The 26,299-nt window shown below is 69.6% G+C and carries 26 protein-coding genes; 13 read left to right on the forward strand and 13 right to left on the reverse strand.

Translation table 11 applies throughout. The features are described 5' to 3' along the window. The 3 genes from CAP_RS36610 to sppA form a co-directional block, all read right to left on the reverse strand. A complete protein-coding gene (locus CAP_RS36610) occupies positions 1-456 on the reverse strand; it encodes a hypothetical protein (RefSeq protein WP_044249554.1) in 456 nt (151 codons plus the stop codon). Between the two features lie 107 nt (positions 457-563). After that, the gene (locus CAP_RS36615) at positions 564-3,818 is read right to left on the reverse strand and encodes a vitamin B12-dependent ribonucleotide reductase (RefSeq protein WP_081865639.1); all 3,255 of its coding nucleotides are present in this window, start codon (positions 3,816-3,818) and stop codon (positions 564-566) included. Positions 3,819-4,448: 630 nt separating this feature from the next. Further along, the gene (sppA, locus tag CAP_RS36620) at positions 4,449-6,218 is read right to left on the reverse strand and encodes a signal peptide peptidase SppA (RefSeq protein WP_044249556.1); all 1,770 of its coding nucleotides are present in this window, start codon (positions 6,216-6,218) and stop codon (positions 4,449-4,451) included. A gap of 77 nt (positions 6,219-6,295) precedes the next feature. On the opposite strand from sppA, the gene CAP_RS36625 reads away from it, so the two are divergent. The 3 genes from CAP_RS36625 to CAP_RS36635 all read left to right on the forward strand — a co-directional run bounded on the left by CAP_RS36625 (position 6,296) and on the right by CAP_RS36635 (position 9,724). Next, the gene (locus tag CAP_RS36625) at positions 6,296-8,002 is read left to right on the forward strand and encodes a ribonuclease J (RefSeq protein WP_081865640.1); all 1,707 of its coding nucleotides are present in this window, start codon (positions 6,296-6,298) and stop codon (positions 8,000-8,002) included. Beyond that, positions 7,999-9,189 carry a CHAD domain-containing protein gene (locus CAP_RS36630; protein ID WP_052376632.1) on the forward strand — a complete coding sequence of 397 codons (1,191 nt, stop codon included), beginning with the start codon at positions 7,999-8,001 and terminating at the stop codon, positions 9,187-9,189. Before CAP_RS36625 ends, CAP_RS36630 begins: the two co-directional genes overlap by 4 nt. Positions 9,190-9,355: 166 nt before the next feature. Next, entirely contained in the window at positions 9,356-9,724 is a 369-nt protein-coding gene (locus CAP_RS36635) for a YciI family protein (RefSeq protein WP_044249558.1), read from the forward strand. A 76-nt stretch (positions 9,725-9,800) separates the two neighbouring features. Here CAP_RS36635 and CAP_RS36640 read toward each other — a convergent pair whose 3' ends face one another. The 5 genes from CAP_RS36640 to CAP_RS36660 all read right to left on the reverse strand — a co-directional run bounded on the left by CAP_RS36640 (position 9,801) and on the right by CAP_RS36660 (position 15,373). Further along, positions 9,801-10,373, reverse strand: a complete 573-nt coding sequence (locus CAP_RS36640) for a peptidylprolyl isomerase (RefSeq protein ID WP_044249561.1) — start codon at positions 10,371-10,373, stop codon at positions 9,801-9,803. Positions 10,374-10,438: 65 nt separating this feature from the next. Continuing rightward, the gene (locus CAP_RS36645; protein WP_044249563.1) at positions 10,439-11,650 is read right to left on the reverse strand and encodes a thiolase family protein; all 1,212 of its coding nucleotides are present in this window, start codon (positions 11,648-11,650) and stop codon (positions 10,439-10,441) included. A 194-nt stretch (positions 11,651-11,844) separates the two neighbouring features. After that, positions 11,845-12,300 (reverse strand): hypothetical protein, encoded by a 456-nt coding sequence (locus CAP_RS51390; RefSeq protein ID WP_156041473.1) that lies wholly within the window; start codon positions 12,298-12,300, stop codon positions 11,845-11,847. Next, entirely contained in the window at positions 12,297-13,697 is a 1,401-nt protein-coding gene (locus tag CAP_RS51395; protein WP_156041474.1) for a helix-turn-helix domain-containing protein, read from the reverse strand. Before CAP_RS51395 ends, CAP_RS51390 begins: the two co-directional genes overlap by 4 nt. Before the next feature lie 95 nt (positions 13,698-13,792). Further along, positions 13,793-15,373 (reverse strand): right-handed parallel beta-helix repeat-containing protein, encoded by a 1,581-nt coding sequence (locus CAP_RS36660; protein ID WP_081865641.1) that lies wholly within the window; start codon positions 15,371-15,373, stop codon positions 13,793-13,795. Between the two features lie 138 nt (positions 15,374-15,511). Between CAP_RS36660 and CAP_RS36665 the strand changes: the two genes are divergently transcribed. Then, the gene (locus CAP_RS36665) at positions 15,512-16,282 is read left to right on the forward strand and encodes a TrmH family RNA methyltransferase (protein ID WP_081865642.1); all 771 of its coding nucleotides are present in this window, start codon (positions 15,512-15,514) and stop codon (positions 16,280-16,282) included. 40 nt (positions 16,283-16,322) lie between these two features. Here the strand turns inward: CAP_RS36665 and CAP_RS36670 are convergent, their stop codons facing one another. Beyond that, positions 16,323-16,826 (reverse strand): hypothetical protein, encoded by a 504-nt coding sequence (locus CAP_RS36670; RefSeq protein WP_044249569.1) that lies wholly within the window; start codon positions 16,824-16,826, stop codon positions 16,323-16,325. 83 nt (positions 16,827-16,909) lie between these two features. Next, positions 16,910-17,173, reverse strand: a complete 264-nt coding sequence (locus tag CAP_RS36675; RefSeq protein ID WP_052376635.1) for a hypothetical protein — start codon at positions 17,171-17,173, stop codon at positions 16,910-16,912. 148 nt (positions 17,174-17,321) lie between these two features. Between CAP_RS36675 and CAP_RS36680 the strand changes: the two genes are divergently transcribed. The 7 genes from CAP_RS36680 to CAP_RS36705 all read left to right on the forward strand — a co-directional run bounded on the left by CAP_RS36680 (position 17,322) and on the right by CAP_RS36705 (position 21,724). Next, entirely contained in the window at positions 17,322-17,978 is a 657-nt protein-coding gene (locus CAP_RS36680) for a 2-hydroxychromene-2-carboxylate isomerase (RefSeq protein ID WP_044249571.1), read from the forward strand. Further along, on the forward strand, positions 17,975-18,592 hold the full coding sequence (locus CAP_RS36685) for a 2-hydroxychromene-2-carboxylate isomerase (RefSeq protein ID WP_044249573.1): 618 nt from the start codon (positions 17,975-17,977) through the stop codon (positions 18,590-18,592). Before CAP_RS36680 ends, CAP_RS36685 begins: the two co-directional genes overlap by 4 nt. Positions 18,593-18,625: 33 nt before the next feature. Then, positions 18,626-18,955, forward strand: a complete 330-nt coding sequence (locus CAP_RS36690) for a hypothetical protein (protein WP_044249574.1) — start codon at positions 18,626-18,628, stop codon at positions 18,953-18,955. Positions 18,956-19,098: 143 nt separating this feature from the next. Further along, a complete protein-coding gene (locus CAP_RS36695) occupies positions 19,099-20,313 on the forward strand; it encodes a D-alanine--D-alanine ligase family protein (RefSeq protein ID WP_044249618.1) in 1,215 nt (404 codons plus the stop codon). Positions 20,314-20,403: 90 nt separating this feature from the next. Next, positions 20,404-20,526 carry a zinc-binding dehydrogenase gene (locus CAP_RS49230; RefSeq protein WP_081865645.1) on the forward strand — a complete coding sequence of 41 codons (123 nt, stop codon included), beginning with the start codon at positions 20,404-20,406 and terminating at the stop codon, positions 20,524-20,526. 130 nt (positions 20,527-20,656) lie between these two features. Beyond that, complete coding sequence (locus CAP_RS36700; protein WP_197041511.1) at positions 20,657-21,130, forward strand: hypothetical protein; 474 nt, start codon at positions 20,657-20,659, stop codon at positions 21,128-21,130. Positions 21,131-21,178: 48 nt separating this feature from the next. Then, complete coding sequence (locus CAP_RS36705; RefSeq protein ID WP_044249578.1) at positions 21,179-21,724, forward strand: cupin domain-containing protein; 546 nt, start codon at positions 21,179-21,181, stop codon at positions 21,722-21,724. 27 nt (positions 21,725-21,751) lie between these two features. Here CAP_RS36705 and CAP_RS36710 read toward each other — a convergent pair whose 3' ends face one another. Continuing rightward, positions 21,752-22,453, reverse strand: coding sequence for a phosphoribosyltransferase (locus tag CAP_RS36710; RefSeq protein WP_231511914.1), 702 nt, complete (start codon positions 22,451-22,453; stop codon positions 21,752-21,754). Positions 22,454-22,482: 29 nt separating this feature from the next. Here CAP_RS36710 and CAP_RS36715 point away from each other — a divergent pair, with 29 nt between their 5' ends. Beyond that, positions 22,483-23,442, forward strand: a complete 960-nt coding sequence (locus CAP_RS36715; RefSeq protein ID WP_081865646.1) for an alpha/beta fold hydrolase — start codon at positions 22,483-22,485, stop codon at positions 23,440-23,442. Between the two features lie 713 nt (positions 23,443-24,155). Here CAP_RS36715 and CAP_RS36720 read toward each other — a convergent pair. Then, on the reverse strand, positions 24,156-24,527 hold the full coding sequence (locus CAP_RS36720) for a DUF8451 domain-containing protein (protein ID WP_044249582.1): 372 nt from the start codon (positions 24,525-24,527) through the stop codon (positions 24,156-24,158). 5 nt (positions 24,528-24,532) lie between these two features. Next, positions 24,533-24,658 (reverse strand): hypothetical protein, encoded by a 126-nt coding sequence (locus CAP_RS55370; protein WP_269324957.1) that lies wholly within the window; start codon positions 24,656-24,658, stop codon positions 24,533-24,535. 180 nt (positions 24,659-24,838) lie between these two features. Between CAP_RS55370 and CAP_RS36725 the strand changes: the two genes are divergently transcribed. Continuing rightward, positions 24,839-26,299 (forward strand): DUF2169 family type VI secretion system accessory protein (locus CAP_RS36725; protein ID WP_156041475.1); only part of this gene is annotated, 1,461 nt, incomplete at its 3' end.

Genomic DNA, 26,299 nt, shown 5'->3' on the forward strand with positions numbered 1-26,299 from the left:
TTACTTGCACTCTGCCGGTGCGGCGACGCTGCCGAGCGTGCCCTTGATCGTGGCCATGGCCGATGCCCGCGTGACCTCGCCCTTCTTCACGCGCGCGTCCAGACCGCTGCAGAGCCGGGATGCGGTGAGCGCCTTGGCCTTCGAGTCTGCCGAGCGCCCTGATGACGCGATCCCGCTGAGCGCCGCGCAGCAGCTCTGGATCGAAGCGCCACCTACTCTCGGTGTCGTGGCAGGCGCCTCCGTCGCCGCGGGAGCCGGTGTCGCGGCAGCAGCAGGGTCCGCCGTGACGGCCGGAGCCGCCGAGACAGCAGGAGGCGGATCCGAGGCCACCGGGGTGTTCGACGCCGCCGCCGAGCCTACCGGGATCGTTTGCGGCTCTGGCTCGTCTTTCTTGCAGCCACCGAGGAGAAGAACGCCACTGACGACAAGCAACACAGGCTGGATGCGCGGGAACATACGCCGACTGTAACCCGGCTTCTGGCCCCGCGACTACTCCGTAGCCCCTCGCCCGAAGGCCCACCGAGCGCAGGGGCCGAAGCCCCTGCCTCACAGGACACGCAGCTCTAGCTGCAGCCCATGCTGTTGCCGCAGTTCAGGCACTTGTAGCAGGCGCCGTTCCGGACAGTGATGTGCCCGCAGCCGTCGCAGACTGGAGCGTCGCCCATCATGTCCTCGAGCTGCGCGTCCAGCGCGCTCGCGCTCCGCTCCACCGGCGGCAGCGCCGCCTCCGCCGTGTAGGTGGACGTCTGGCTCTCCTGGGCCCGCGACTCGGTGGGGTCCTGGATGGCGTTCGACTGGGGCTGCACCTGCGCCAGATCGTAGCGGGCCAGGTACTCCACCCCGAGCGCGCGGAAGATGTAGTCCACGATGGAGGTCGCGAGCCGGATGTTCTCGTGTCCCTCCACGATGCCCTGCGGCTCGAAGCGGGTGAACGTGTACTGCTCGACGAACGTCTCCAGCGGCACCCCGTACTGGAGGCCGATCGACACCGCCATCGCGAAGCAGTTCATCAGCGACCGGAAGGCAGCCCCCTCCTTGTGCAGGTCGATGAAGATCTCTCCGAGCGACCCGTCCACGTATTCACCGGTGCGGATGTAGATCTTGTGCCCGCCGACGCGCGCCTCCTGGGTGAAGCCGTGGCGCTTCTTCGGCAGGCGCAGCCGCGTCCGGTCCGCCTCTCGCGCAGAGCGCGGCGACATCACCACTGCCGTCGGCATCGGCATGGGCGTGGCCACTTCGACCTTCTCCGCCTTGTCTGCCTTCTTGCTGTCGCTCGTCGACGACAGCGGCTGAGACGCCTTGCACCCGTCGCGGTACAGCGCCACCGCCTTCAGGCCGAGCTTCCAGCCCTCTTCGTAGATGCGCTGCACGTCCTCCACGGTCGCGTCGTTCGGCAGGTTCACCGTCTTCGAGATCGCGCCCGACAGGAACGGCTGCACCGCCGCCATCATCTTCACGTGCGACATTGGCGCGAGGAAGCGCTTCCCCTTCTTGCCGCAGCGGTTCGCGCAGTCGAACACCGCGTAGTGCGCCTCCTGCAGGTGCGGCGCTCCCTCCACCGTCATCCGGCCGATGATCGCCTCGTTGGCCTCTTCCACCTGCGCCCTCGTGAAGCCCAGGTGCTCGAGCAGCGAGAAGCCAAAGCGTGCCCGCTGCTCGCGGCTCACCCCCAGCCGATCGTAGGCCTCCTCGCCGAGGATCCACGGTCCGAACGCGAGATCGAGATCGAACACCCCCGGGATCGCCGCCTCGACCTTCGCCAGATCCTCCACGGTCAGCCCCCGCTGCTTGAGCGAGGCGCGGTTCACGTGCGGCGCGGCGAGCAAGGTGTTGGTCCCGGAGACGTACGCGACGATCTCCTGCACCTCCACCTCCGGATACCCCAGCCTGCGTAGCGCCTCGGGCACCGACTGGTTCACGATCTTGAAGTACCCGCCACCCGCGAGCTTCTTGAACTTCACCAGCGAGAAGTCGGGCTCCACGCCCGTCGTGTCGCAGTCCATCAGGAGCCCGATGGTCCCCGTGGGCGCCAGCACCGTCGCCTGCGCGTTCCGGTAGCCGTGCTCCTGCCCGAGCTGCACCGCGCTGTCCCAGTCCGCGCACGCCGCGCGCCACAGCGCCTCCGGGCATCGATCCCGATCGATCGCGTACGCCGCCTCCCGGTGCATCCCCATCACCCGCAGCATCGGCTCCCGATTCCGCGCGTACCCCGCGAAGGGTGCCTTCGAGGCCGCCATCTCCGCCGACACCTTGTACGCATGACCGCACATGATCGAGGTCAGCGCCGCCGCCACCGCGCGCCCATCGTCCGAGTCGTACGGCAGCCCGAGCAGCATCAGCAGCGTGCCCAGGTTCGCGTACCCGAGCCCCAGCGGGCGGTAGTCGTGCGAGTTCTTCGCGATGGGTCGCGTCGGGTACGACGAGTAATCCACCAGGATCTCCTGGGCGACGAAGAACACCCGCACCGCGTGCCGGTAGCCCTCCACGTCGAAGCTCCCGTCCGCGCGCAGGAACTTGGTCAGGTTCAGGCTGGACAGGTTGCAGGCCGAATCATCGAGGAACATGTACTCCGAGCACGGGTTCGAGGCATTGATGCGCCCCGTGTTCGGGCACGTGTGCCACTTGTTGATCGTGGTGTCGTACTGCAACCCGGGATCCGCGCAGCCCCATGCAGCCTCGGCGACCGTGCGCCACAGATCGCGCCCGTTCAGCGTATCGATCACCTCACCGGTCGTGCGCGATCGTGTCTCCCAGTTCCCGCCGGTCGTCGCCGCCCGCATGAAGTCGTCGGTCACCCGGAGCGAGTTGTTCGAGTTCTGCCCGCTGATCGTGTGGTACGCGTCGCCGTTGAAATCCGACGAGTACCCGGCCGCGATGAGCGCGTGCGCCTTCTTCTCCTCGCGCACCTTCCAGTTGATGAAGTCCATGATCTCGGGGTGGTCCATGTCGAGGCAGACCATCTTCGCCGCCCGCCGCGTCGTCCCACCGCTCTTCGTCGCGCCCGCCGCCCGGTCGAAGACCTCGAGGAAGCTCATCAGCCCCGAGCTCGTCCCGCCCCCCGACAGCTTCTCTTGCTTGCCGCGGATCGCGCTGAAGTTCGTCCCTGTACCAGAGCCGTATTTGAAGAGGCGCGCTTCGCTCTTCACCAGCTCGTAAATGCTCATCAGGTCGTCCTGCACCGCCTGGATGAAGCAGGCCGAGCACTGCGGCCGCTCGTAAGCGTTTTGCGTCTCGACGATCTCGTCCGGCGCCCCCGTCTTCGTTCCCTCGTTCCAGGCGTAGTTCCCGCCGCTCCCGGTGATGCCGTACTGCTGGAACAGCCCGCAGTTGAACCACACCGGCGAGTTGAAGGCGCCGTACTGGTGCACGAGCAGGTACGACAGCTCGGCCTCGAACGTGTCGGCCTCCTTCGCGCTCGCGAAGTAGCCGCCGAAGTTTTCACCCGCCTCGCGGATGGTGCGCGCCAGCCGGTGAACCACCTGCCGCACGCTCGTCTCCCCGACGTCCTTGTTCCCGTGCAGGCCCGCCTTGCGGAAATACTTGCTGACGACGATGTCCGTCGCGAGCTGCGACCAGTCCGAGGGGATCTCGGCGCCTTCCATCTTGAAGACCACCGACCCGTCAGGGTTCGTGATCACGCTCGAGCGCCGCTCCCAGGTCACCTGATCGAGCGGGTCCACACCCTTCACGGTGTACCGCCGCTCGAACCCCAGCCCCCGCGCCCTGCTCGCCCCCTTCTTCTTCGCTCTCTCGCTTGCTTTCTCGCTCGCCCTCGCGCTGGCCTTGTCGTTCGCCTTCGCGCTGACCTTCTCGTTCATCTTCGCTTGCGCCGTGGAGCGTCCGGACGCCGGACGCCGTCCGGCCCCGTTCCGGGTGCTCGAGGATGTCACAGGGCCCCCCCCTGAAACGCCTCCCAGTGTCGACCTCGATGAGCGGGCTGCCTTACCATTCAGCTCTTCGAACCTGCCCGCGTCCCCCATCAACTCCGACTGGCCCATCCATGCCTCCATGAAAGCCACCACACCAGGCGGTAGCCTTTAGACAAAAGAAAGGCGCCCACGTCTCCGCAGCACGTACTGATAGTGTGAGTAGTACTGCGACCGGACCGTAGGCGCCAGTTTCTCTGTCCGTGACCTGGCTGCTCAGCGCAACCAGACGCGCATAAGACACAATCCCTGGTGGCCTTGTCAATCACGACGGCCATAGGCGGGGGTGACCCCCCGATTCGTGCACCCTTTCCATGGTAACTACGCGCTGAACGGCTGCGCCTCCCCAGGCTCTGACCAGGTTGCACACAGGTCCTCCTTTTTCGAGGAGGTTGGACGTGCCGCGAACCGTCTTTCGCCGCTGTCAAGCCCGGATCGAGAGCCGTCTTCACGCCCTCGATCCACCCTCGATCCAGCTCCTCCCCAGGTCACCCTCCCCTGGGCATCGACCGGGAAACCGCGTCAGCCTTCGGCCCCCGGGAACCAGGTCATCGCCCGCTCTTTCCCCGCGTGCAGCACCAGCGCCACGAGTTCCGCCGCCTTCTCGCCGCCTCGCAACCCCAGCAGCTCCATCACGGCCGGGACTGGCGTCGGCAACTGCGGCGGCGGCGGCACGTACCGCGACACCCTCACGATCGCGGGCTCCAGCCCAGCCGCCGGCGGTCCGATGCGCGTCCGCAGCTCCTCCAGCGCCACCTCGAACCCGCCAAGCTTGTCGATGAGCCCCCGCGCGTGCGCCTCCGTCCCGCTGTACACGCGCCCTCCCGCGAGCGGCTCAATCTCCGCCACCGGCCTCCCTCTCCCGCGCGCCACCACCTCCAGGAACGTCTGGTAGATCGCGTCGAGCTCCCGCTCCATCACCGCGCGCTCCTCCGCGTCGAGCTTCCGCGTCGCCGTGAGCATGTCCGACCGCGCCCCTCGCTTGAGCACGTCGATCGACACCCCGAGCCGCTCCAGCAGCGGTCCCACCGCGATCCGCGCCGACACGACGCCGATCGACCCCGTGATCGACTGCGGCTGCGCCACGATCGCCTGCGCTCCCGCCGCGATGTAGTACCCCCCGCTCGCCGCCACGTTCGACATGTACGCCACGACGGGCTTCACCTCCGCGAGCCGCAGCACCTCGTGGTGGATCCTGTCCGACGCCAGCGCGCTCCCCCCGGGCGAGTCGATGTGCAGCACCACCCCCCGGATCCGCGCGTTCTGCCGCGCCGCCCGCAGGCTCGCCACCAGCCGCTCCTCGCTCGCCAGCGGTATCGACACGCCCGGCACCATCCCCGGCACCAGCCCTGGCATCACCCGCGAGAGCGCCGCCGTGAGCCCCGACGTCAGCGGCGCCTTGTGCACGATCGCCCCGTGCACCTCGATCACCCCCAGGATCGGCCGCGGCAGCATCGGCCTGAACCTCAGCGCCCGCCGCGCCTGCGCGTAGCGCCCCCATGGCACCCGCGGCGGCGACCCGATCACCCCGTCCAGCTCGTCCTCGTACGCCACCGCGTCCACGATCCCGAACTCCAGTGCCCTCGCTGCGCCGTGCGGCCCGTCATCGATCCACCGCGCCGCCGTCGCCCGATCCACCTTCCGCCCCTCGGCCACCGCGCCCACCAGATCGCTGTACCGCGCGTCCAGCAGCGCCCCCGACTGCTCGCGCTGCGCGTCGCTCATGCCGTCGCGCACCAGCATCTCGCCAGCACTCTTGTACTCCCCGCGCGCCAGCACCTCCGGCTCCACCCCCACCTGCTCGAACGCGCGCCGCAGGTACACCCCCTCCGCCGCGTACCCCAGCGCCGCCACCTGCGTCCCCGGCCCGAGCACCACCATCCGCGCCGTCGACGCCAGCATCAGCGCCTGGTTGTCGGCGCCCATCGGCAGGTACGCCACCACGTCCTTCCCGGACGCGCGCAGCCCGAGCAGCACCTCGCGCAACGACGCGAGCGCCGCCGCGCCCCCGTGCACACCACCGATCTGCAGGAGCACCCCGGCCACGCGGCCGTCCTTCTGAATCTCCCGCGCGACCTCCCGCACCCGCTCCACGGAGAGCGGCGGCGGGGTCGACGATGGCCTCAGCATCCGCACGAGCGACCACGGACGCCGCGGAGGCGGCAGGTCCACCACCCCTCCGTCGATCTCCAGGACCACGTACCCACCCCGCGGTGCGGCGCGCCACCACCGTAGCGCGTGAAAGGGCAGGAACAGCAAGCGGAACAGGTTGAGAAGCAGAGAGAGGATCATGGGAACGTGCCCCCGGGGCCGTCGTACGGGTACACTGCCGCGAACCACCCCCCTGGTACGAGCATTGTGCCCGGGCCATGGCACCCCGCAACCCGACCGTGCACTCCGAGCCGCCCCCCACCCCCCCTCAGGACGCCACGGACCCGTCCACCCTGCGCATCGTCCCCCTCGGCGGACTCGGCGAAGTCGGCATGAACTGCCTCGCCCTGGAGCAGGGCGACGAGCTGCTCCTCGTCGACTGTGGCGTCACCTTCCCGAGCTCCGACCTCGGCATCGACATCTACCACCCCCGCTTCGACCACGTCCTCGGACGCAAGGACAACCTCCGCGGCATCGTCATCACCCACGGCCACGAAGACCACATCGGCGGCCTCCCCTACCTCCTCCGCCACGTCGATGTCCCTGTCTGGGGACCTCCGCACGCCCTCGAGCTCGTGCGTCACCGCCTCGAAGAGCACGGCTTCGCCGCCGACGATGTCGAGCTCATCCCCACCCAGCTCGGGCGCGAGATCGCCGTCGGACGCTTCGGCGTCGAGCCCATCCGCGTCGCCCACTCCATCGTCGACGCCACGGCCCTCGCCATCCGCACCCGCGCCGGCCTCATCGTCCACACCGGCGACTTCAAGCTCGACCCGAGCCCCATCGACGGCGAACTCACCGACGAGGCCCGCCTCCGCGAACTCGGCGACGAAGGCGTCCGCCTCCTCCTCTCCGACAGCACCAACGTCGACTCTCCCGGCAGCGCCGGCAGCGAACAGGACGTCGGCGCCGCCCTCCAGGAGCTCATCGAGTCAGCCCGCGCCCGCGTCGTCATCGGCGTCTTCGCCTCCAATGTCCACCGCCTCCTCGCCATGGGCGAAGCCGCCATGCGCACCGGCCGCCGCATCTGCCTCCTCGGCCGCAGCGTCGCCGCCCACGTCCGCGCCGCCCAGGCCGTCGGTCGCATCTCCTGGCCCTCGAACCTGCTCATCCCCCCCGAGATGGCCGCCGCCATGCCCCGCGAGCGCATCCTCGTCGTCGCGGGCGGCACCCAGGCCGAGCGCGGCTCTGGCCTTGCCCGCCTCGCCACCGGAACCCACCCCATGCTCCGCCTCGACGAGGGCGACCGCGTCATCCTTTCGAGCCGTGTCATCCCCGGGAACGACCGCCCTGTGATGGACATGATCGCCGGCCTCCTCCGCCTCGGCGTCGACCTCATCACCTGGATCACCGACAAGCGTATCCACGCCAGCGGCCACGCCCACCGCGCCGAGCAGCAGCGCATGATCGACCTCACCGAGCCCCACGCCTTCATCCCCATCCACGGCACCCTCCACCACCTCGTGCGCCACGCAGCCCTCGCCCGCGAGAGCGGCGTCGCCGACGTGGCCGTCGCCGAGAACGGCCACGTCATCGAGCTTTCCCCCCGCACACCCCTCGAGCGCAGCGGCAAGGTCCCCGTCGGACGGGTCGCCACCGCCGCCGGCGAAGAACTCACCGAGGAAGTCCTCCGCGAGCGCGCCCAGATCGGCCGCAGCGGCGTCGCCTTCGTCTCCCTCGTCATCGACGCCCACGGCGCCCTCGCCGCCGACCCCCAGGTGGTCGCTCAGGGCGTCGTCGACCCCTCCCAGAGCGGCGCCCTCAGGGCTGCAGCCCGCGCCGTCGCCCAGGCCATCACCGACGCCGACCCCCGCAGGCGCCGCGACACTGACCTCATCGAGCTGGCCCGCCTCGCCGCCCGCCGCGCCATTGACGCCAAGACCGGCCGACGTCCCTTCGTTACGGTATCCCTCACCCGCCTATGAACACCGAGCAAGACAGCCCGCCCGCCCCTCCTGTAGCCGCTCCATCCCTGGCCAGCTCCGACGCTGCCCCTCCTGGCGACCAGCGCGCGGCCACCTTCCTCGCCGCCGCCATCCGCCCCCTGCTCGAGACCATCCGCGCCGCCTCCGCCCGCGTCATCGCATCCGGCGCCGCTGCGACCACCTCCGGGTCCTCCAGCACCTCCGGTGCGCCCAACGCTTCGTCCGACGCTTCGTCCGACGCTTCGTCCGACGCTTCGTCCGACGCTCTGCCTGACGCTCCTGGCGCGCACGACCCTCCGGCCCGACCTGGCGCCGCCCACCCCACGGATCCCCCCGCATCCTCCGCGCCCGCGCTCGACACCGAGGCCGTGCACGACCTCCGCGTTGCCATCCGCCGCCTCCGCACCCTCCTCCACCCTGCCCGCACCATCTTCGGCAGGAAGCGCCTCCGCCCCGTGGAGGACGCCCTCCGCCGCGACGCCCACGCCACCAGCGCCCTGCGCGACGAAGAGGCGCTCCGCGAGACCCTCGCCGACCTCGACCTCCCCGCCGAAGCCCGCCGCGAGCTCGACCGCTGGGTCGCCCTCCGCGCCAACTTCGAGCGCACCCACCGCGCCGAGGTCATCGACCTCCTCCAGGGCAACACCCCCGGAAAGAAAAAGAAGACCAGGAAGAAGGCCAGAGCCAAGCACCTCCCCCTCGACACCCACCTCTCCCGCCTCGAACGCCGCCTCGACCGACCGAAGCGCAAGCGCCGCACCGCCTCTGCGCTCGCCCGCAAGGCCACCCTCGACGCCCTGGCCCGCGTCCAGGCCCTCTCCAGCGCCTACACCGCCGACGCCGTCGCCATGCACGAGCTGCGCATTCGCTTCAAACGCCTTCGCTACACCGCCGAGGCCTTCACCCCCATCCTCGGCGATGGCGGCAAGCAGATCGCCAGCTCCTCTGCCCGCCTCCAGAAGCACCTCGGCCACCTGCACGACGTCGACGAGGCCCTCGACCGCGCCTGGAACGCCCGCGACCTCGACGCCGCTGCCCGCGCCGCCCTCCTCGCCGCGCTCACCTCCGAGCGCGCCCGCATCGCCGAGAAGGTCAGCCACGACCTCGCCAAGGAGCTCCCCACCATCGTCGCTGCTCTCGGGGCCGACGATGACAAGAGCCCCACCCCGCCTAGCGACGCTTCCTGACCGTCTCCCTGTCCTCGACCTCCTCCCGCGCCGCGCGCCCACGCGCACCCGCGCCCTCGTTCCGCAGCTCCGGGCCGAGCCCGCAGTGACCGCCCTGACACCAGCAGGCACTCCTGCTGCATTCGCCGATGCCCTGGCCTATGGTCCCGCTCCAGAGGAGGCCACGATGTCGTTCATGCTGATGGTGATGGAGACGGGACCGCGCACGACGAATCCGCTGACGGAGCAGGCTCGCAGCATCGCCGCCGAGCGCATGGAGCGCATGCGCCGCTTCGGCGACGACCTCCAGGCGCGCGGCATCCTCCTCGCCGCCGACTCGCTCCGCTCCGACGCCGAGGGCGTCCGCGTCACCGTCCGTGACGGCAAGCGCAGCCTCAGCGACGGCCCCTTCACCGAGTCCAAGGAGATCGTGGGGGGCTTCTTCCTCGTCGCCGTCGAGACCCGCGAGGAAGCCCTCGCGCTCGCCAGCCAGTGTCCTGCCGCCGAGTGGTCCACGGTCGAGGTTCGCCAGAGCGGCCCCTGCTTCGACGGGTGACCGCCGCCTTGACCCCGCCTCGCCCGACACGTTGAAGCGCAGGGGCCGCGAAGCCCCTGCCCAACGCGCGCAGCCGTTACTGGCGGAAGATCTCCACCTTCTGCAACACCACGTCCGTGTTCGGCCGGTCTCCTGCCCCGCGCGGCGTGTTCGCGATCTTGTTCACCACGTCCTGCCCGCTCACCACGTGACCAAACACCGAGTGCTTGTTGTCGAGGTGCGGCGTCGCCTTCTCGGTGATGAACCACTGCGCCCCGTTCGAGGCCGGCCCCGAGTTCGCCATCGACATCACCCCCGGCCCCGAGTGGCGCAGCTCCGGGTGGAACTCGTCCTGGAACTTGTACCCCGGGTTCCCCCGCCCCCAGCTCCCCGCGAGCTCCGTGTGCCGTGAGTTCGGGTCACCGCACTGGATCATGAACCCGGGGATCACCCGGTGGAACCGCACCCCGTCGTAGAGGGGCGTCCCCTGCGTCGCCTGGCCCGTCTGCGGGTCCTTCCAGGAGATCGCCCCCGTCGCCAGTCCCACGAAGTTCTTCACCGTCTCCGGCGCGCGCTGCTCTTCGAGTCTCACCACGATCTCGCCGAGCGACGTCGTGAGCCGCGCGTGGAGCTGACCATTGCCGGGCACACTGATGGGCGGAAATTGCATGAGCTTCTCCTCGGTGGAAAATGTGTCCGCCTCTTAGCCCATCTCCTGCCCCGACGCAGCGCGCCTCACGCCTTCTCGAACAGCGTCGCGATCCCCTGCCCCACCCCGATGCACAGCGCCGCCATCCCCAGCCGCGCCCCGCGATCACGCATCGCGTGCACCAGCGTGCAGGCGATGCGCGCCCCTGAGGACCCGATCGGATGTCCCAGTGCGATCCCGCCGCCCCGAACGTTCACCTTCGCCGGGTCCAGCTCCAGCGCCCTCACGCACGCCAGCGCCTGCGCCGCGAACGCCTCGTTCAGCTCCACCAGGTCCACGTTCGGCGCCCGCAACCCCGACCGCTGCAGCAGCTTCCTCACCGCCGGGATCGGCCCCTCTCCCATCAGGTTCGGCTCCACCCCCGCCGTCGCCGTCCCCACGACCCGCGCCAGCGGCTTCACCCCCGTCGCCTTCACCACCTCCTCCGAGACCAGCAGCAGCCCCGACGCCCCATCGTTGATCGGCGACGAGTTCCCCGCCGTCACCGTCCCCCCCTCCCGGAACACCGGCTTCAGCTTCGCGAGCGCCTCCAGCGACGCATCCGCGCGCACCGACTCGTCCCGCTCCACCACCACGGCGGCCCCTTTCCGCTGCGGCACCTCCACCTTCACCACCTCGCCCGCGAACTCCCCCGCCTCCCACGCCGCCGTGGCCCGCTCGTGCGACGTCAGCGCGAACCGGTCCTGGTCCTCCCGCCCGATCCCGTACTTCTTCGCGACGTTCTCCGCCGTCTCTCCCATCGACTGCAGATCGAACCGCGCGCTCATCTTCGGGTTCGGATACCGCCACCCGAGCGTGGTGTCGTAGACCGGCGGCGGCGTCCTATCGAACTTCTCCGCCGCCTTCGGCATGGAGAACGGCGCCCGCGTCATGCTCTCCACCCCGCCCGCGATCGCGCACTCCGCCTCCCCCACCGCGATCATCCGCGCCGCATCTGCCACGGCCTCCAGGCCCGACCCGCACAGCCGGTTCACCGTCACCCCTGGCACCTCGTACGGCAGCCCCGCGATCAAGGCCGCCATGCGCGCCACGTTCCGGTTGTCCTCACCGGCCTGGTTCGTCGCGCCGAACACCACCTGGTCCAGCCGCGGCGCCACCCCTGGTTGCCGTTGCACCAGCGCCTGGATCACCAGCGCTGCCAGGTCATCCGGCCGTACCGACGCGAGCCCTCCCGCGTACCGACCGATCGGAGTCCTCACCGCATCGACGACGAACACGTTCCTGAGTGCACCAGCCATGGCCGCACTCTAGCCACCCCCCACGAGGGTTCAACGATAGACCCCCTCCACCCGGCTTGGGGGCGCGCCAGCCTGCTGACCCCACGGCCTGGTTCGTATGCCGGGGCCCGCAGCATCGTTATCATCAACTTCTGGCCCTCCGGACGGCACTGGACATACGGCCATGGAGATACCAACAGCACAGCACAGCCCGGTCAGAGTTCCACGAACTCCACCTCTCCACTCCACACGGCCACGAAATCGTCGCGCGACACGTTCACGGGCTGAAATTCACGCGGAAAGTACGGATCGATCGCCACCAGCATCTTCCCCACCCCATCAACGGCGACGATCACGATGGCATGAAGTCCTCGATCAAGATCACCGTACGGTGATCGCATCTTCCTCAGCCGGGCGAGCACCATCCAACTTGATGCATCCACCGTGACGATCGCAGAGGAGTGACGCCGTACGCGGGCAACGAGCAAATCTACGTTCTCGGCGAGCGACGGATCGAGGAACTCTCCCTCAAGCGCTGGATATCCAGATGTCTCTTCACCTTCGCCGCCCGAGCGAGCGTCGACGATCGCCCGACAGGCAGCCACACAAGAACCACTATCCCGCTGGAGTCGGTGCCACTCCTGAATGAATCCCCTCGGATCCGACTTCATGCCGATGGGTTGGCGCGCTCGGCCTCGAGATTGAACGAGAGCTGCTGCTCGCCGACAGGCTCACCGGACCTGTCGACGATGCTCACCCTCCATCCAGCATCACTGCGGGTTACATTGGCTGGATGATGGCCGACGCGCAGGGCGCGCGCGAGCCGTACGCCGACGATAGCGCGCACGTCTTCCTCTACAGAACGCAACGGTTTGCGCTTCTCATCGGACAGCCACGGGTGTTCCGGGAGCCACTCAGTGAGAGCCAGATCAAGCAAACGATGTGCTTCGACCCGATCGATGCGTCCCTCTGAGAGGGCTCCTGCAACCTCGTCGAGAAGCACCCCTTCGCGGACTCCGCACCGTGTTGGCGGTAGATCGGGATGTTCCGCCGGGTGCCTTTCCACATGCGGCCGTCGCAGCATCTGGCGTCGAAGGTCTTCGCCCAGCCCGAACACGTGCTTGATGCGAGAAACAGCGGTGATGCGCCCTACGCCGAACGCACTGCATACCGCCGTGACAGCGATCTCACTTACTGGATCTTGCCCCGAGAGCACCACACGAAGTGCGTCATCAGGCACTAGGAAGTGAGACGCAAACGCGCTCGCGCGCTGTTCCAGCCAAGGGAAGCTCTTGAACAGCTCCCAGGGACGTCCCCCCGCGGCCCGCGTTCCCAGAGGTGCCTCCGCGTCGCCGGTGCTGGTTGGGCTCACGAGCGCCAGGTTTCGATGCTCGTCTGTAAAGTCGCAGAGGAGGTGGCAGAGTTCGTGAGCGAGTGTCATGCGCGTCCTCCACCAGCATGAGGGCCCCTCAATCAGGTGAACCAGCGCAGTGGGTCGCGGAGAGAGCAGGGACGCGCCGTCAACGAGCGGCGACATCTCTTCCTGTCTCGCCCAGACAATCGTGATGCCGAGTCGCTCGAAGATGTCTCGCATCGAGGGGATGTGCAGGCTCGTAATCCCTAGACGATCTCGGAGCCAGGTCCCCAGCTCGTCGGCCTTGTACGGCGCCTCGGCCACACCGCACCAGAGCTCCGCGGGTGGCTCGGGCAGGGCAGGTCTTCCACCGCTTGATCCGCGTTGGAGGCGTTCGATCGTACGAGCCGTCTCGACGAATAGCGCCAGATCATCAGACAATTTGAGTACATCATCGAGCTTCCCCTCGTGAGCGGTCGCGCGCAGGAACAGGCCTGGCATTGCTGCTTTGGCGAGTTCGCCGTCCAGCAATTCATCAACTGTCAGAGCGAGGGCACGTGCGCAGCGCACAAGGAGGCTTGAGGGTGCGTCCTGAGTTCCAGTGTCCCATGCCTGTATGTCGGCCACGTTGACATCGACCAACGACGCGAATGCCTCGGCACTGAGACCCATCATCTCCTTGGCAGCGCGAAGGGCTCGGGTCGCTGAGTTCATGTGAGATTAAGTAGCCTGCGCATCGTCAGAGCGACACGACAATCCCTCACAAACTGTCCCGCTCGGAAGTCTGCCGTCCTCACCGCTCGCCCCCCCTAACGCATCGCCCTCCACCTCCGCCGCCCCGCGAGCAGCCCCAGCGCCCCCACCGCCAGCCACGCCCCCATCACCCCTCCGGACCCCATCCTCCCGCCGCCAGCCACCCGGCACCCGCACCCCTCGTCCTCGCCGGCTCCGTCACCATCTCCATCTCCGTTCCCCCCGTTCCCGGCCGCACCGCTTCCCCCCTCGCCGGCACCGCTTCCCCCGCTCCCGTTCCCACCCGCGCCGCTGCCTCCCGCACCCCCCGCGCCTTCTTCCAGCTCCTTGAAGCCCGCCACGATCGTCCACCCCGGGTTCCCCCCCTCCTCGAACCGGTACGCCCCCACATCGGCTGTCCCTTCCCGCGACACGCCGTTGAAGTCGTTGCCCACCACGTAGCCCGTGTCCGCCACACCCACGAGCGCCGACCCCACCTTGGGGAACACATCGTTCGGAGGCGCTCCCGTGTAGCTCGCCCCCACGAAGTCCGCCCCGATCTCCCCCGTCGCCGAGAACCCGTCGCTCACCCCCGCGACGCTCCCCACCCCCACGTTCCCGCGCACCGTGACTTGCGCCAGATCGCCGCCGAGGTTCAGCGCGTTCCCCGCCTGCGCGTACAGCGCGTTGTTCGCGATGACCACCGTCCCCGTCGCCCCCATCATCCGCAGCGCATCACCCCCTGCCTTCAGCACCGTGTTGTGGACGATGGTCAGGTTCGACGGGCTCCCGCTCTGGTGCGGCTGGCTCCGGATCCCGTCCTGCGCCGCGTCGAGCACGATGTTGTTCTGCACGATCGCGTCTGCCGCCACCTGGATCCCGTGGTCCCCGCACCCCCACATCACGTTCCGCTCGATGATGTTCACCCCCCCGTTCCCCACCGCGCTGTACGTGAGGATGCACGGGTAGTTCGTGTCATGGATGACGTTGTCCCGGATCACGTTCCCGTAGCTCCCCTCCTTCAGCTCGATCCCGTCCCCTTGCGCCACCGAGGCCTGGTTCGTGTCGTGCACCCAGTTCCCCTCGATCACGCTGTTGAACACCTGGCATTCGTTGTTGTTGCACCCGAGGTACATCCCCTCCCCCGTCCCGTTGGTGTGGTGGATGTTGTTCCTCCGGATGATCAACCCCTCGTAGCCCGACCCGGGGTAGTTCGCGCTCAGCGCCACGTCCGCCGTGTCGTGGATGTTGCACGCCTCGATGGTGATGAACCGGGTGTGGTCCATCCGGATCCCGTGCGACCCCCCCGTCACCTCCAGCCCCCGCAGCACCACGTACTCGTTCTGCACGAGGTTCACCGTGTTCTGCGCCGCGTCGGGCCGGGTGATCACCGGCACCTCTCCCTCCTTCGCCCGGATCACGATCGGCGCCTCCGCCGTCCCGCTCACCCCGATGGTGAGCTTCGACGTCAGCGAGTACGTCCCTCCCTGCAGCACCAGCACGTCCCCCGGCGTGAGCGCCGCGATGGAAGCATTCAGGTCATCTCCCGGACTGATCTCCGTCTCCACCGCCGCCGCTTGCCCTGCCAAGAGCGCCGCTGCGACCCCGAACCCGAGCCCCGCCTGCAACGCGCCACCCTGCTGTCCTGTGCGTGTCATGCCTGAACGCCTCCGAGGTGCCGAGCATACGCGCAACCTGCACCGCACCTCAAAGGCTCAGCCCGACCCCCGCATGCGCCTCCCGGCGCGTCCTCCCCCCGCCCTTCCCTCGGCGACCTGTGCTAGACGCGGCCCACGATGCGACGCTCGACCCCGTGCTGCTCCCCCGTCGCCGTGGCGCAGCGGAAGCTCCTCGACCTCCTGCGCGACCTCGACGCTCGTGCGGTTGCCGAGGTGCTCGAACCCTTCGCCACCCCGGAGCGCATCGCCCGCTTCCGCGGCGTCTTCGCTGCCCGCCTCGACGCCATCACCGTCCTCATGGACGCCTGCTACGACCCCCAGAACGGCGCCGCCGTGGTGCGCACCTGCGACGCCTTCGGCCTGCAGCGCATGCACATCGTCGAGCGCAGCGAGACCTTCCTCGCCTCCACCAACGTCGCCCGGGGCTCCGAGCGCTGGGTCGACGTCCACACCTACCGCACCACCGCCGAGGCCCTCGCCGCCCTCCGCGCCACGGGCCACGAGCTGATCGCCACCCACCCGAACGGCGAGCTCCAGCCCGCGGACCTCCGCCACATCCCCCGCTTCGCCCTCATCCTCGGCAACGAACGCGACGGCATCCACCCCGAACTCAACGCCGCCGCCACCCGCTCCGTCGCCATCCCCATGCGCGGCTTCGCCGAGAGCCTCAACGTCAGCGTCGCCGCCGCCATCCTCCTCCAGCACGCCACCTCGACGCGCGAAGGCGACCTCCCCGAAGCCGAGAAGGCCTACCTTTACGCCCGCGCCCTCATCCTCACCATCCCCCACGCCCCCGAGATCCTCGCCGCGCGCGGCATCTCTCTGCCCGCCCCGCTCCCCATGGCGGCCACCGGGCGCCAGGGCGCGGGACGCGTGCGCTCACCCTGAGCGCTCTGCGCGGGCCCGCCTCACGCGTGGGACGTGCATCTCAGAACTTCCTGCTCCCCGGCCAGTTCCCGGGCGACGACACACCGGGCAACGGGAACTGCGCCAGTGGCGCGCGCCGTGCCCGTTGCACTCCCAGGATTCCCCCCGCGATCGCGGCGCTCAGGCTGAACACCGCGCCCGCCAGCGCCCCCCACAGCGCCGGCTCGGCCACCTGTAGCCCTGGCGACCCGAGCAGCCCCGTCATCATCACGATCACCACGGCCCAGGTGAACGTTCCCGCCAGGGCCCCATCCAGCGGCCGGAGTGACCCGTGCACGAAACCAGTCACCATCCCGGCCACGAACAGCGCCAGCACCTGCGCCGCCACGTTCCATGCCGCGAACCCTTCCGCCAGCACCCCGTCCCCGGTCGAGGCCCCGATGGCCGCCCCCAGGTAACGCAGCACCACGAACACTGCGAGCCCTGTGAACCCCCCCTTCAGCACTGCCGACCACGTCCATGCCCGTGCCGCGCTCGCCGCCACTTCATCGATCACGCGTGCCATCGCCTTCCTCCATACCGTCCCGAGGCGTAACGCAGCCCCTTTGGATCCGGAGGAGGAAGCACGAGTCGCGCCATTCCTCGTGGCTACATGTTCTCGACCGACTTCAGCATCTCCGGGATGAAGTGGACCCGCGGGCGCAGCAACTGCTCACGCCGCCCCACTGCCCGCACCGAGATCTGTGCGGTGTGCGAACCCAGCCCCTCCGCCGTCATCACGTCGTCCGTGAAGACGTACCCGTAGCTGTCGTCCTTCTTCTTCTTGCCCCCCGTCTCCTGCGCGTACGCCGGCGCCGCCATCGCCACGGCCACCAGACCCGCCACGCCCATCACGAACACCTTCGCGCTCATTCCCTGCCTCCTTGCCTCTCTCCGACACCACTCCTCCCGCGCGCTTGGGCACACCGCGCACGATCTTCACCCTCCTCACGAGCCTCGACGCCCATGCCCGCGCCCACCCATCCCAGGCTCCCCCCGCCTCCGTGGTACGCTCCCTCGCGTGAAGCGCGTCGACTTCTTCTATGACTTCTCCTGCCCCTACGCCTACCTCGCCCACACCCAGATCGAGGCTCTCGCTGCCCGCACCGGCGCGGACCTCGCGTGGAGCCCCTTCCTCCTTGGCGGCGTCTTCAAGGCCCTCGATGTCCCCTCGTTCCCTGCCGCGGGCATGCCCTCGTCCAAGGCCCGCCTGAACGGCCTCGACATGCACCGCTGGGCCGACCACTGGGGCGTCCCCTTGCGCATGCCCCCTACCCATCCCAACCGCACCGTCCTCGCCTTGCGCGCGGCGCTCGCCTCCGGCGACGACCTCCCCCGCGCGAGCCGCGCCCTCTTCCGCGCCTACTGGGCCGAGGCCCTCGACATCTCCAGCCCCGACGTCGTCCGCCATGCCCTCGACAGCGCGGGCCTCGACGGCGCAGCCCTCCTCGCGCGCGCCGACGACCCCGCCCTCAAGGACGATCTCCGCCGCCGCACCGACGAAGCCCTCGCCCTCGGCGTCTTCGGCGCCCCCGCCTTCCTCGTCACCACGCCCGACATCCCTGGCGCCCTCTTCTGGGGCCAGGACCGCCTCGACTTCGTCGAGCGCGCCCTCACCGGCTGGATCCCCCCCGACATGCGCACCGCCCATCCTTCTTCCTCCGAGGTGATCTCGTGAAGCATGTCGACTTCTGGTTCGATGTCTCCAGCCCCTTCGCCTATCTCGGCGCCGCCCAGATCGACGCCCTCGCCGCGCGCCACGACGCCACCGTCAGCTACCGCCCCTTCTTCCTCGGCGCCCTCTTCAAGCGCATCGGCACCCCCGAGGTCCCCCTCTTCGCCGCCAGCGCCCCCAAGCAGCGCTACTACTACGCCGACCTCCACCGCTGGGCCGATCACATCGGCGTCCCGTTCCGCTTCCCCACGCGCTTCCCCATGCTCAGCATCAAGCCGCTGCGCATGCTCATCTCCCTGCCCGACGCCGAGCGCCCTCGCCTCGCCCATCCCCTCTTCCGCGCCTACTGGGCCGAGGACCGCGACATCTCCGACGACAAAACCCTCGCCGACATCGCCACCTCCGCCGGCTTCGATCCAGCGCCGCTCCTCTCCGCGACCACCGACGACCAGATCAAGACAAAGCTGCGCGACGCCACCGAAGAAGCCGTCCAGGCAGGCATCTGTGGAGCCCCTACGTTCATCGTCAACGGACTTCTCTTCTGGGGCCAGGATCGTCTTCTCTTCGTCGAGAAAGCCCTCAACGGATGGGTCTCCGCCACCGAACGCGAGGCGTGACAACCGCACCTGGCTGCGTATCCTTGGTGTCCCATGCAGTTCACCACCGCGACCAGGAGCCTCGGACTCGCCCTCGGACTGGCCACCGCCATCTCCCTCGGCAGCCCTCTCGCGGCGGCTGACACCCGCGAAGCCGCGCACACCGAAGACGCCTCCGGCTTCGCGGTCGGCGCCCGCCTCCAGGCCGTCGACAGCGTGACCGTCTCTCAGGCGGAGATTGCCAAAGGCTCCAAGGTGAGCGTCATCAAGCTCCAGCACCGCCAGGGCCACATCGCCAGCATCGACGTGGAGCTCGCCGACGGCTTCATCGCCCGCGTCCCCATCCAGAAGGCCCGCTCCGCCTTCCGCGTCATCGACAACTGACGCTCCCTCCTTCGCCCAGAACGTCACCCCCGTCCCACGCGCGCCAGCGCCGCCCAGGCCGGGCGCCGTTTTAACTTCGCCGCGCGCCATCCGCGCGGCTTCCTCGCCTCGCCCTGGCTCGACGCGCTACCTTCCGCGGCATGCTGGGAAGTCCGCGCAAGCTCCGGGTGGCCGTGCTCTTTGGCGGCAGGTCGGCAGAGCACGAGATCTCGCTGCTGTCGGCGCGCTTCGTGGTCGAGGCGCTCGACCGTGACCGCTACGAGCCGGTGCTCGTGGGCATCGACAAGGAAGGGCGCTGGCTCCTCCAGGAAGAGGCCCTCCTCCTCGGCGCCGCGCGTGACCCGCGCCTCGCGCGCCTCAACGCCGCCATGCCGGAGGTCACCCTCGCCACCCGGCCCGGCGCCGAGGGCGCGGCCATGCTCACGCCCCTCTCGGGTAGCTCCACGCCCGCTGACAGCGCGGGCAGCGCGGGCGGCGCGCAGGCCTCGGGCATCGACGTCGTCTTCCCCGTGCTGCACGGACCCCTCGGCGAGGACGGCAGCGTGCAGGGGCTCCTCGAGCTCACGGGCGTCCCCTATGTCGGATCCGGCGTCCTCGGCTCCGCGGTCGGCATGGACAAGGACGTGATGAAGCGCCTCCTCCGCGAGGCCGAGCTGCCCGTGCTCCCCCACTTCACCCTGCGTAGATCCACCTGGGAGCGTGACCGCGCCGGCTGGATCGACCGCGTCGCCGCCCTCGCCGAGGGAGGCACCCCGAGCCGGAGCGCGCCCATCTTCGTCAAGCCCGCGAACCTCGGCTCCTCCGTGGGCATCCGCAGGGTCACCGCGCCCTTCGAGATCGAGGAGGCCATCGAGCACGCCTTCGAGTTCGACCTCAAGGTGGTGTGCGAGCAGGGCGTCCCGGGGGCGCGCGAGATCGAGTGCGCCGTCCTCGGCGACGACGAGCCCATCGCCTCCATCCCCGGCGAGATCGTGATCGACCACGCCGACGGCTTCTACTCCTACGCCGCGAAGTACATCGACGAGCGGGGCGCCTCCATCAAGATCCCCGCCGACCTCGACCCCGCCGAGGTGAGCACCGTCCAGAACCTCTCGCTGCGTGTCTTCCGCACCCTGGAAGCCTCCGGCCTCGCCCGCGTCGACTTCCTGATGGGCGAGGACCGCCGCCTCCACGTCAACGAGATCAACACCCTCCCCGGCTTCACCGCGATCTCCATGTACCCCAAGCTCTGGGAGGCGAGCGGCATCCCCCCGCGCGAACTCGTCCAGCGCCTCATCGAGATCGCCCTCGACCGCGGCGTGCGCCGCCGCCTTCTCCGCACCAGCGCGGGCCTCAAACCAGCCCCCGAGAGCACCTGATGCGCACCGTCGTCCTCCACGCCACCGGCGGCCCCGAGGCCCTCCGGCCCGAGGACGTCCCCGATCCCGTCCCCGGCCAGTTCGCAGGCGATGGTCGAGGCCGGCGATCTCATGCCCGTCATCGACCGCACTCTCCCCCTGGATCAGGCCGAAGCCGCGCACCGCCTGCTCGCCGAGCGCTCCGTCGTCGGGCGCATCGTGCTCATCCCCTGAGCCTGTCCACCGGACCGCGCGCACGCGCACGGAGCCTCTCCCGGGCTTTCCCCGGCGCCCGGGTGTGCGCCCGAGGCAGTCTGCCGGCAGGGCATGGCCTTTGCCATTGGATCTTCCTGGAGGTGTGTCCGTGACGACGAGACAGATGCAGATCCTGAGCGCGCTCGGCAGTGGCCTCGTGGGCGCGGCGGTGCTGACGGCCGTGCACCAGATCGCGCGCGCGCTGACCCCGAATGCCCCCCGCATGGACGTGCTGGGGCGCCGCGCCATCACGAAGACGCTGAAGCACGTGGGCATCACCCCGCCCCGCGGGGACACGCTGCAGCGGGTGGCGCTCGCGGGAGACCTGGTCTCGAACTCCCTCTACTTCGCGCTGGCGGGCCTCGGCGCGGGCCGTTATGCGCGGCACGCCCCAGGGCGCGGCCTCGCCCTCGGCCTCCTCGCGGGCCTTGGCGCCGTGGTGCTCCCGCCGAAGATGCACCTCGGCCGCTGGCCGAGCCGCGCCTCCACGGCCACCAAGGCCATGACCGTCGCCTGGTACACGGCCGGCGGCCTGGCGGCAGGCACCGCGCTGCGAGGCGTGCGGCAGTCGGCCTGGGTCTAGGTGGCGCGCGGCGGATCGGCTAGCGAATCGGCTAGGAAGAGGAGCACGATGAGCAACAGCGAACACACCTCGTGTGGTCACAGATCCGCCGACATCCCCCCCGACGACCCGCAGCGCCACCTCACCCACGCGCAGCCGGACGCCGATCCATCGCTGCCCCGCGTCTTCGTGGCAGGCGGCACTTACACCATCCTCGTGCGGGGCAAGGACACGGCGGGGCGCTACTGCCTGATCGACATGCACGTCCCGCCCGGCGCTGGCCCGCCGCTCCACCGCCACGATTTCGAGGAGATGTTCACCCTCCTCGAAGGAGAGATCGAGCTGACCTTCCGCGGCGCCAAGGGGCCCGCGCGGGCCGGCGAGACCGTCAACATCCCTGCCAACGCGCCGCACTGCTTCCGCAACACCTCGGACAGGCCAGCGCGCATGCTGTGCATGTGCTCTCCGGCCGGGCAGGAGGAGTTCTTCCTGGAGGTCGGCATCCCCGTCACGGGACGGACGGCGACGCCCCCCGACTTCGACGAGGCCGCCAGGGAAGCGCAGAAGGCAAAGGCCCAGGCGCTCGCCGCGAAGTACCGCAACGTGTTCCTGTGAGCCTGTCTGGGTGCCCAGCCGGCGTGCCTACATCCTTGACGGGTACGTCTCGGGAACCTCCGGTCGCCGCTGCACCTCGACGTCCCCGCGCTGACTGCGCCCCATCTGCGTGAGCAGGTCGACGACCTCCTCATCGCTCGTCTGCGTGAAGTCGCGGTACCAGAGGCCCACCGCCTGGAAGCTCGCCGGGATCATTGTGCACACCACGTCGTCGACCTCGCGGCGGACGTCTGCGGCCGTGTCCGCCGCGCAGACTGGCACCGCGAGCACCAGGGACTTCGGCACCTGCTTGCGCAGCGAGCGGATCGCCGCCCGCGTCGTCGCCCCGGTGGCGAGCCCATCGTCGACGAGGATCACCACGCGGCCATACACGTCGAGCGGCGGCCGGTCACCGCGGTAAGCCTTGAGGCGTCGGTCGATCTCGGCGAACTCCGACCGCGCGACGCCCTCGATGTACTCGCGGGTCACGCCGAGCATCGCGACGGTCTCGGCATTGAGGTAGAAAGCGCCGCCCTGAGCGACGGCGCCGATCCCCAGCTCGGCATGCCCAGGTGCGCCGATCTTGCGCGCGATCAGCACGTCGAGCGGAGCGCCGAGTGCACGCGCGATCTCGCAGCCGACCGGGACTCCGCCGCGCGGAAGCGCGACGACGAGGGGGTTCTGGGGCCGCAGGTGGGCCAGCCGCGCCGCGAGCTGGCGTCCTGCATCGGCTCGGTCCTGGAAACGCATGTCCATCGTTCTTGGAAGAAACGTGCCCGATGCCCCGACGGAGGCGCGTGCTCGACGCGCTTCCGGGCGCCCCTCCGTATCGAAACCTGACCACCGCACCGAGCCCTGGCCATCGCCTCACCCCTTCGGGCATGCTCGGCGCCATGGCCACCGAGGTGCGCGGGCGCGTGCGCGGGCGCGTGCGCGTGCGCGTCCACGATGGAGTCCTCCTGGAAGTCGAGGAGCACGGCGAGGGCGCGCCGCTCGTGCTCATCGCCGGGATCGGCTACGACCGCTGGGCCTGGCACCGGATGGTGCCGCTCCTCGCGCGCCACCACCGGGTGATCGCCTTCGACAACCGGGGGATGGGCGGCTCGGAGCGGCCACCCGGGCCATACTCGGCCGACCTGCTCGCGCGCGACACGGCCAGCGTCATCGAGGCGCTCGGTCTGCAGCGGGCGCACGTGATGGGCCACTCCATGGGCGGCTTCGTAGCCCAGGCGCTCACCCTCGCGCGCCCGGATCTCGTCGACCGCCTGATCCTCGGCGCCACACACTTCGGCGGGCCGCGCCACGTGCCGATCTTGCCGGAGGCGATGGAGGTGCTCACCGCCGTGGGCCTCGGCCCGGAGGAGCGGCTGCGGCGGGGCATCGCGATGAGCTGCATGAACGGCTTCGCGGAGGCGCACCCGGAGCTGCTCGCCGCGTGGCTGGATCGCCTGGTGACGTCGCCCGTGGATCCCGCCGCGTACCGGGCGCAGCTCGCGATCGGGCTCGCGCTGTTCGCGGAGGAGGCGAGCTTCGAGCGCCACCTCGGCAACGTGAAGGCCCGGACCCTGGCCCTCTCCGGCGCGCACGACCGGGTGGTGCCTCCCGGCAACGCCACGCTGCTGGCGCAGGCCATCCCGGACTGCCGGGTCGCGCTGCTGCCCGATGCGGGGCATTTCTTCCCGATCGAGGCGCCCGACGCTGCCGCTGCAGTCATCTTGGAGTTCCTCGCAGCGCCCTGATCCAGGGCAGGCGATCCGGCGCGAGGCCCTCGCTCTGGATTCTGCACAGCACCTCGCACACAGCAGGCTCTTGGAGCTGCGTGCTCGATGTCACTGCACCGTGGTGTATGCCTGAGAAGGGTGTGTCGGGCTTTCAGGATGGAGCAGCCGAAGCTTTCCAGCAGCTACCATGCTGGTGAGGTACTGCATCCGTAGTGCATCTGGATTTCGACCCGTGAAGGTCGAGAGCTCCGCCAGTGTCAGAAATCGGCCCCGGCACAGGTCGAGGAGCACAGCTTCCACCTTGAACCGTCCGACCCGCTTTTGCGTACGGACTCCCTCCGCAAGCTGCATGAGCCTGGCTCGTTCAGCCGGAGAAGAGGGGTTTCCCGGGGACCTGCCGTCGGAGCTGGCCCCGCGATGTTCGGAGCTGGCCCCGCGATGTTCGGAGCTGGCTTCGCTATCTTCGGAGCCTCTCCATCGTGCCTGGCTGTTCGCGAGCAACCGGCTCAGGTCCGCAGGCACCTCTCCCTTCAGTTCTGCTTCGAAGATGAGCGCGGAGGGCGGTGGTGGCGGCTCACCAGGAAAGAAGTACTTCGTCCCCTTGTGCCTGCCTGCGCTCTCCAGCAACCCACGCTGAACGAGAGCCCCGAGAGCCACCGTGATGTCACGCGAGTGGACGTCGCTCATGCTGCGCACACGGGAGTGCGTCACCTGTCCCTCCAGCGCGATGGTCACGAGCGCGAGCTTCTGCACCTCCGAAAGCTGCGCGAAGGTGTCGACTCCGTGCGGAGCTCCGTCTTTGCTTCGGGTCGCTCCTGATAATCGACCATGTAGTAGGGGAAGTTCTCCTTGATCTCGGCGAGCTTGCCGAACATCAGCAGTCCCGCATCTGTGAGCCCTTCCTGCTTGGACTGCCGGTCACGGCGCCAGCCGCCGATGAGCCGGAGAAACTCCTGATCTCCTTCCGCATTCCATAGGTGATCAGGCCGGAGACTCTTGAAGTGATTTCGGTAGCGACCGACAGTACCGACGTCGAGATCGGACAGGCCGTAGGGGGGAAGAATCCGCGAGTCTCGGTCTTCCTCGACCTGCTCGGCGAGCATCCGCCTCACCACTTCTTCAGTGCAGCAGAGGGCAACTCGCCCTTGCCGTCGCGACCAGCAGCTTTCTTCGCCTCGAGGTCCCAGCTCTCACCAAGCTGGACGAGTTTCTCGGAGGAGTCTGTCCGACGCATCGAAGGCGTTCCCTGCCGGAGGAGTGTTCTGCTGGGGGCTGACCGTACCATGAGCGATGCGGCCGGTTCGGAGAACGCCGACGCGTAAAATTCAGCCGATCGGACGAAGTCACGCCGGCATGGCGCGAGGGGCCGGCCCGCTAGGAGTGGCCGGGAACACCGTGGTATCGTCCGCGGCTCATGGCCGGAGAGACCTCGCGCTCCGTGGAGGTGGTGCCCGTAGGACAGGTCGCGGCTGCCACCGTGCTGTGGCGCATGAGCGGCCAGCTCGCGGTCACCGTGGTGGTCAAGGCGACGTTCGACCTGGTGCCGGACGGCGAGATGGAGCTCACGGAGCCCGAGCCGATCGTCACGGCCGAGGTCCACCACGGGGGCAGTCCGGTACGCAGCGTCCTGGCGACGAGCGATCTGGCGCCGTTCCTGCCGCGCGCGGACGTGGTGCTCACCGGGCATGCGCACGCACCGGAGGGGCGCTCGGTGGGGCGGCAGGTCGTGCGGCTCTCGGTCTACCGGGAGCAGGCGCTGCTCGACAAGACGCTGTTCGTGCACGGTGACCGGACCTCCGGAGAGCCGGCGCCGTTCCAGTCGATGCCGCTCGTGTACGAGCGGGCGTTCGGCGGGATCGGGTGGGCCGACAACCCGCTCGGGGTGGGGAGCAACCCGCAGGGGCAGGCGGCGAGGCCACCGAACATCGAGGTGCCCAGGAAGCCTGGCGTGACGGGCGGGTTCGGGCCCATCTCGCGGGCGTGGCTGGCGCGGCGGCGGCTGGTGAGCGCGCTGGATCGCAAGGTACTGGAGGCTCCCATCGTCGAGCTGCCGGAGACGTTCGACTGGACCTACTACCAGGCGGCGCCCCTCGATCAGCGCGTGCCGTACCTCGTGGGCGACGAGTGGATCGAGCTGGAGGGGATGCACCCCGTGCTGCAGAGCGTGCAGTCGTGCCTGCCAGGAGCGTTCGCCGAAGCGCGGCTCTCGGTGGACGGGCACCCGGGTAGCGGACAGGTGGTGTTCCGCGCCGACACCCTGCGGATCGACGCGGACCAGGGCCGCTGCTCGGTGGTGTGGCGCGCGGTCGTCCCGGTGGTGGGGGAAGAGGCGCTGGCGAAGCTGCGCATCCTGGTCGGGGTGGGCACGCGCGACAGGCCCATCGCGTGGCCCGAGGAGCCGGCGCCTGCGGCCGGGAAGGACGCGGCGGCGTGGCGCGCGATCGAGCGCACGGTGCTCCTGTCCACGGGCGGCGCGCTGCGCGAGGCGGCGCGCATCGTCGACGCCGAGGAGAACGGGGACGCGGCGCTCCGCGTGACCCCGGGGCGCCTGGCCATGCCGGCGGAGACGGCGATGGACGTCACGCTGGACGTCGCGCCCGAGAAGGCCGCGGCGGCGCCCATCCCGTTCCAGGCGATGCCGCAGGCGTCAGGTCCGCAAGGCGGTGCGCCCATCCCGGGAGCGCCCTGGTCGGGGATGCCGGCCGGGAGGGTGCCGGCCGGGGGGGTGTCGGGCGACGAGCACGAGCTGACCATCACCTACACGCCCCTGGAGATCGCGGCGATGCCACCGCCGACCGTCTCGCCCTGGGCGCGGATGCCAGCGCGGCGGCGCGAGGAGAGCGGCGCACCGGCCGCACCGGCCGCACCGGCCGCA

The sequence above is a fragment of the Chondromyces apiculatus DSM 436 genome, assembly GCF_000601485.1.
In the GTDB taxonomy this organism is placed as follows: Bacteria; Myxococcota_A; Polyangia; order Polyangiales; family Polyangiaceae; genus Chondromyces; species Chondromyces apiculatus.

Bases quoted from the DNA above. Each gene is read 5' to 3' on its own strand.
- CAP_RS49230 (WP_081865645.1), top strand. From the start codon at position 20,404: ATGGTCGAGGCCGGCGATCTCATGCCCGTCATCGACCGCACTCTCCCC.
- CAP_RS36645 (WP_044249563.1), bottom strand. From the start codon at position 11,650: ATGGCTGGTGCACTCAGGAACGTGTTCGTCGTCGATGCGGTGAGGACT.
- CAP_RS51390 (WP_156041473.1), bottom strand. From the start codon at position 12,300: ATGAAGTCGGATCCGAGGGGATTCATTCAGGAGTGGCACCGACTCCAG.
- CAP_RS36715 (WP_081865646.1), top strand. From the start codon at position 22,483: ATGCCCCGACGGAGGCGCGTGCTCGACGCGCTTCCGGGCGCCCCTCCG.
- CAP_RS36660 (WP_081865641.1), bottom strand. From the start codon at position 15,373: ATGACACGCACAGGACAGCAGGGTGGCGCGTTGCAGGCGGGGCTCGGG.
- CAP_RS36640 (WP_044249561.1), bottom strand. From the start codon at position 10,373: ATGCAATTTCCGCCCATCAGTGTGCCCGGCAATGGTCAGCTCCACGCG.
- CAP_RS36670 (WP_044249569.1), bottom strand. From the start codon at position 16,826: ATGGCACGCGTGATCGATGAAGTGGCGGCGAGCGCGGCACGGGCATGG.
- CAP_RS36615 (WP_081865639.1), bottom strand. From the start codon at position 3,818: ATGAACGAGAAGGTCAGCGCGAAGGCGAACGACAAGGCCAGCGCGAGG.
- sppA (WP_044249556.1), bottom strand. From the start codon at position 6,218: ATGATCCTCTCTCTGCTTCTCAACCTGTTCCGCTTGCTGTTCCTGCCC.
- CAP_RS36630 (WP_052376632.1), top strand. From the start codon at position 7,999: ATGAACACCGAGCAAGACAGCCCGCCCGCCCCTCCTGTAGCCGCTCCA.
- CAP_RS55370 (WP_269324957.1), bottom strand. From the start codon at position 24,658: ATGCGTCGGACAGACTCCTCCGAGAAACTCGTCCAGCTTGGTGAGAGC.
- CAP_RS36710 (WP_231511914.1), bottom strand. From the start codon at position 22,453: ATGCGTTTCCAGGACCGAGCCGATGCAGGACGCCAGCTCGCGGCGCGG.
- CAP_RS36665 (WP_081865642.1), top strand. From the start codon at position 15,512: ATGCGACGCTCGACCCCGTGCTGCTCCCCCGTCGCCGTGGCGCAGCGG.
- CAP_RS36625 (WP_081865640.1), top strand. From the start codon at position 6,296: ATGGCACCCCGCAACCCGACCGTGCACTCCGAGCCGCCCCCCACCCCC.
- CAP_RS36610 (WP_044249554.1), bottom strand. From the start codon at position 456: ATGTTCCCGCGCATCCAGCCTGTGTTGCTTGTCGTCAGTGGCGTTCTT.
- CAP_RS36705 (WP_044249578.1), top strand. From the start codon at position 21,179: ATGAGCAACAGCGAACACACCTCGTGTGGTCACAGATCCGCCGACATC.
- CAP_RS36675 (WP_052376635.1), bottom strand. From the start codon at position 17,173: ATGAGCGCGAAGGTGTTCGTGATGGGCGTGGCGGGTCTGGTGGCCGTG.
- CAP_RS36635 (WP_044249558.1), top strand. From the start codon at position 9,356: ATGTCGTTCATGCTGATGGTGATGGAGACGGGACCGCGCACGACGAAT.
- CAP_RS51395 (WP_156041474.1), bottom strand. From the start codon at position 13,697: ATGAACTCAGCGACCCGAGCCCTTCGCGCTGCCAAGGAGATGATGGGT.
- CAP_RS36720 (WP_044249582.1), bottom strand. From the start codon at position 24,527: ATGCTCGCCGAGCAGGTCGAGGAAGACCGAGACTCGCGGATTCTTCCC.
- CAP_RS36690 (WP_044249574.1), top strand. From the start codon at position 18,626: ATGCAGTTCACCACCGCGACCAGGAGCCTCGGACTCGCCCTCGGACTG.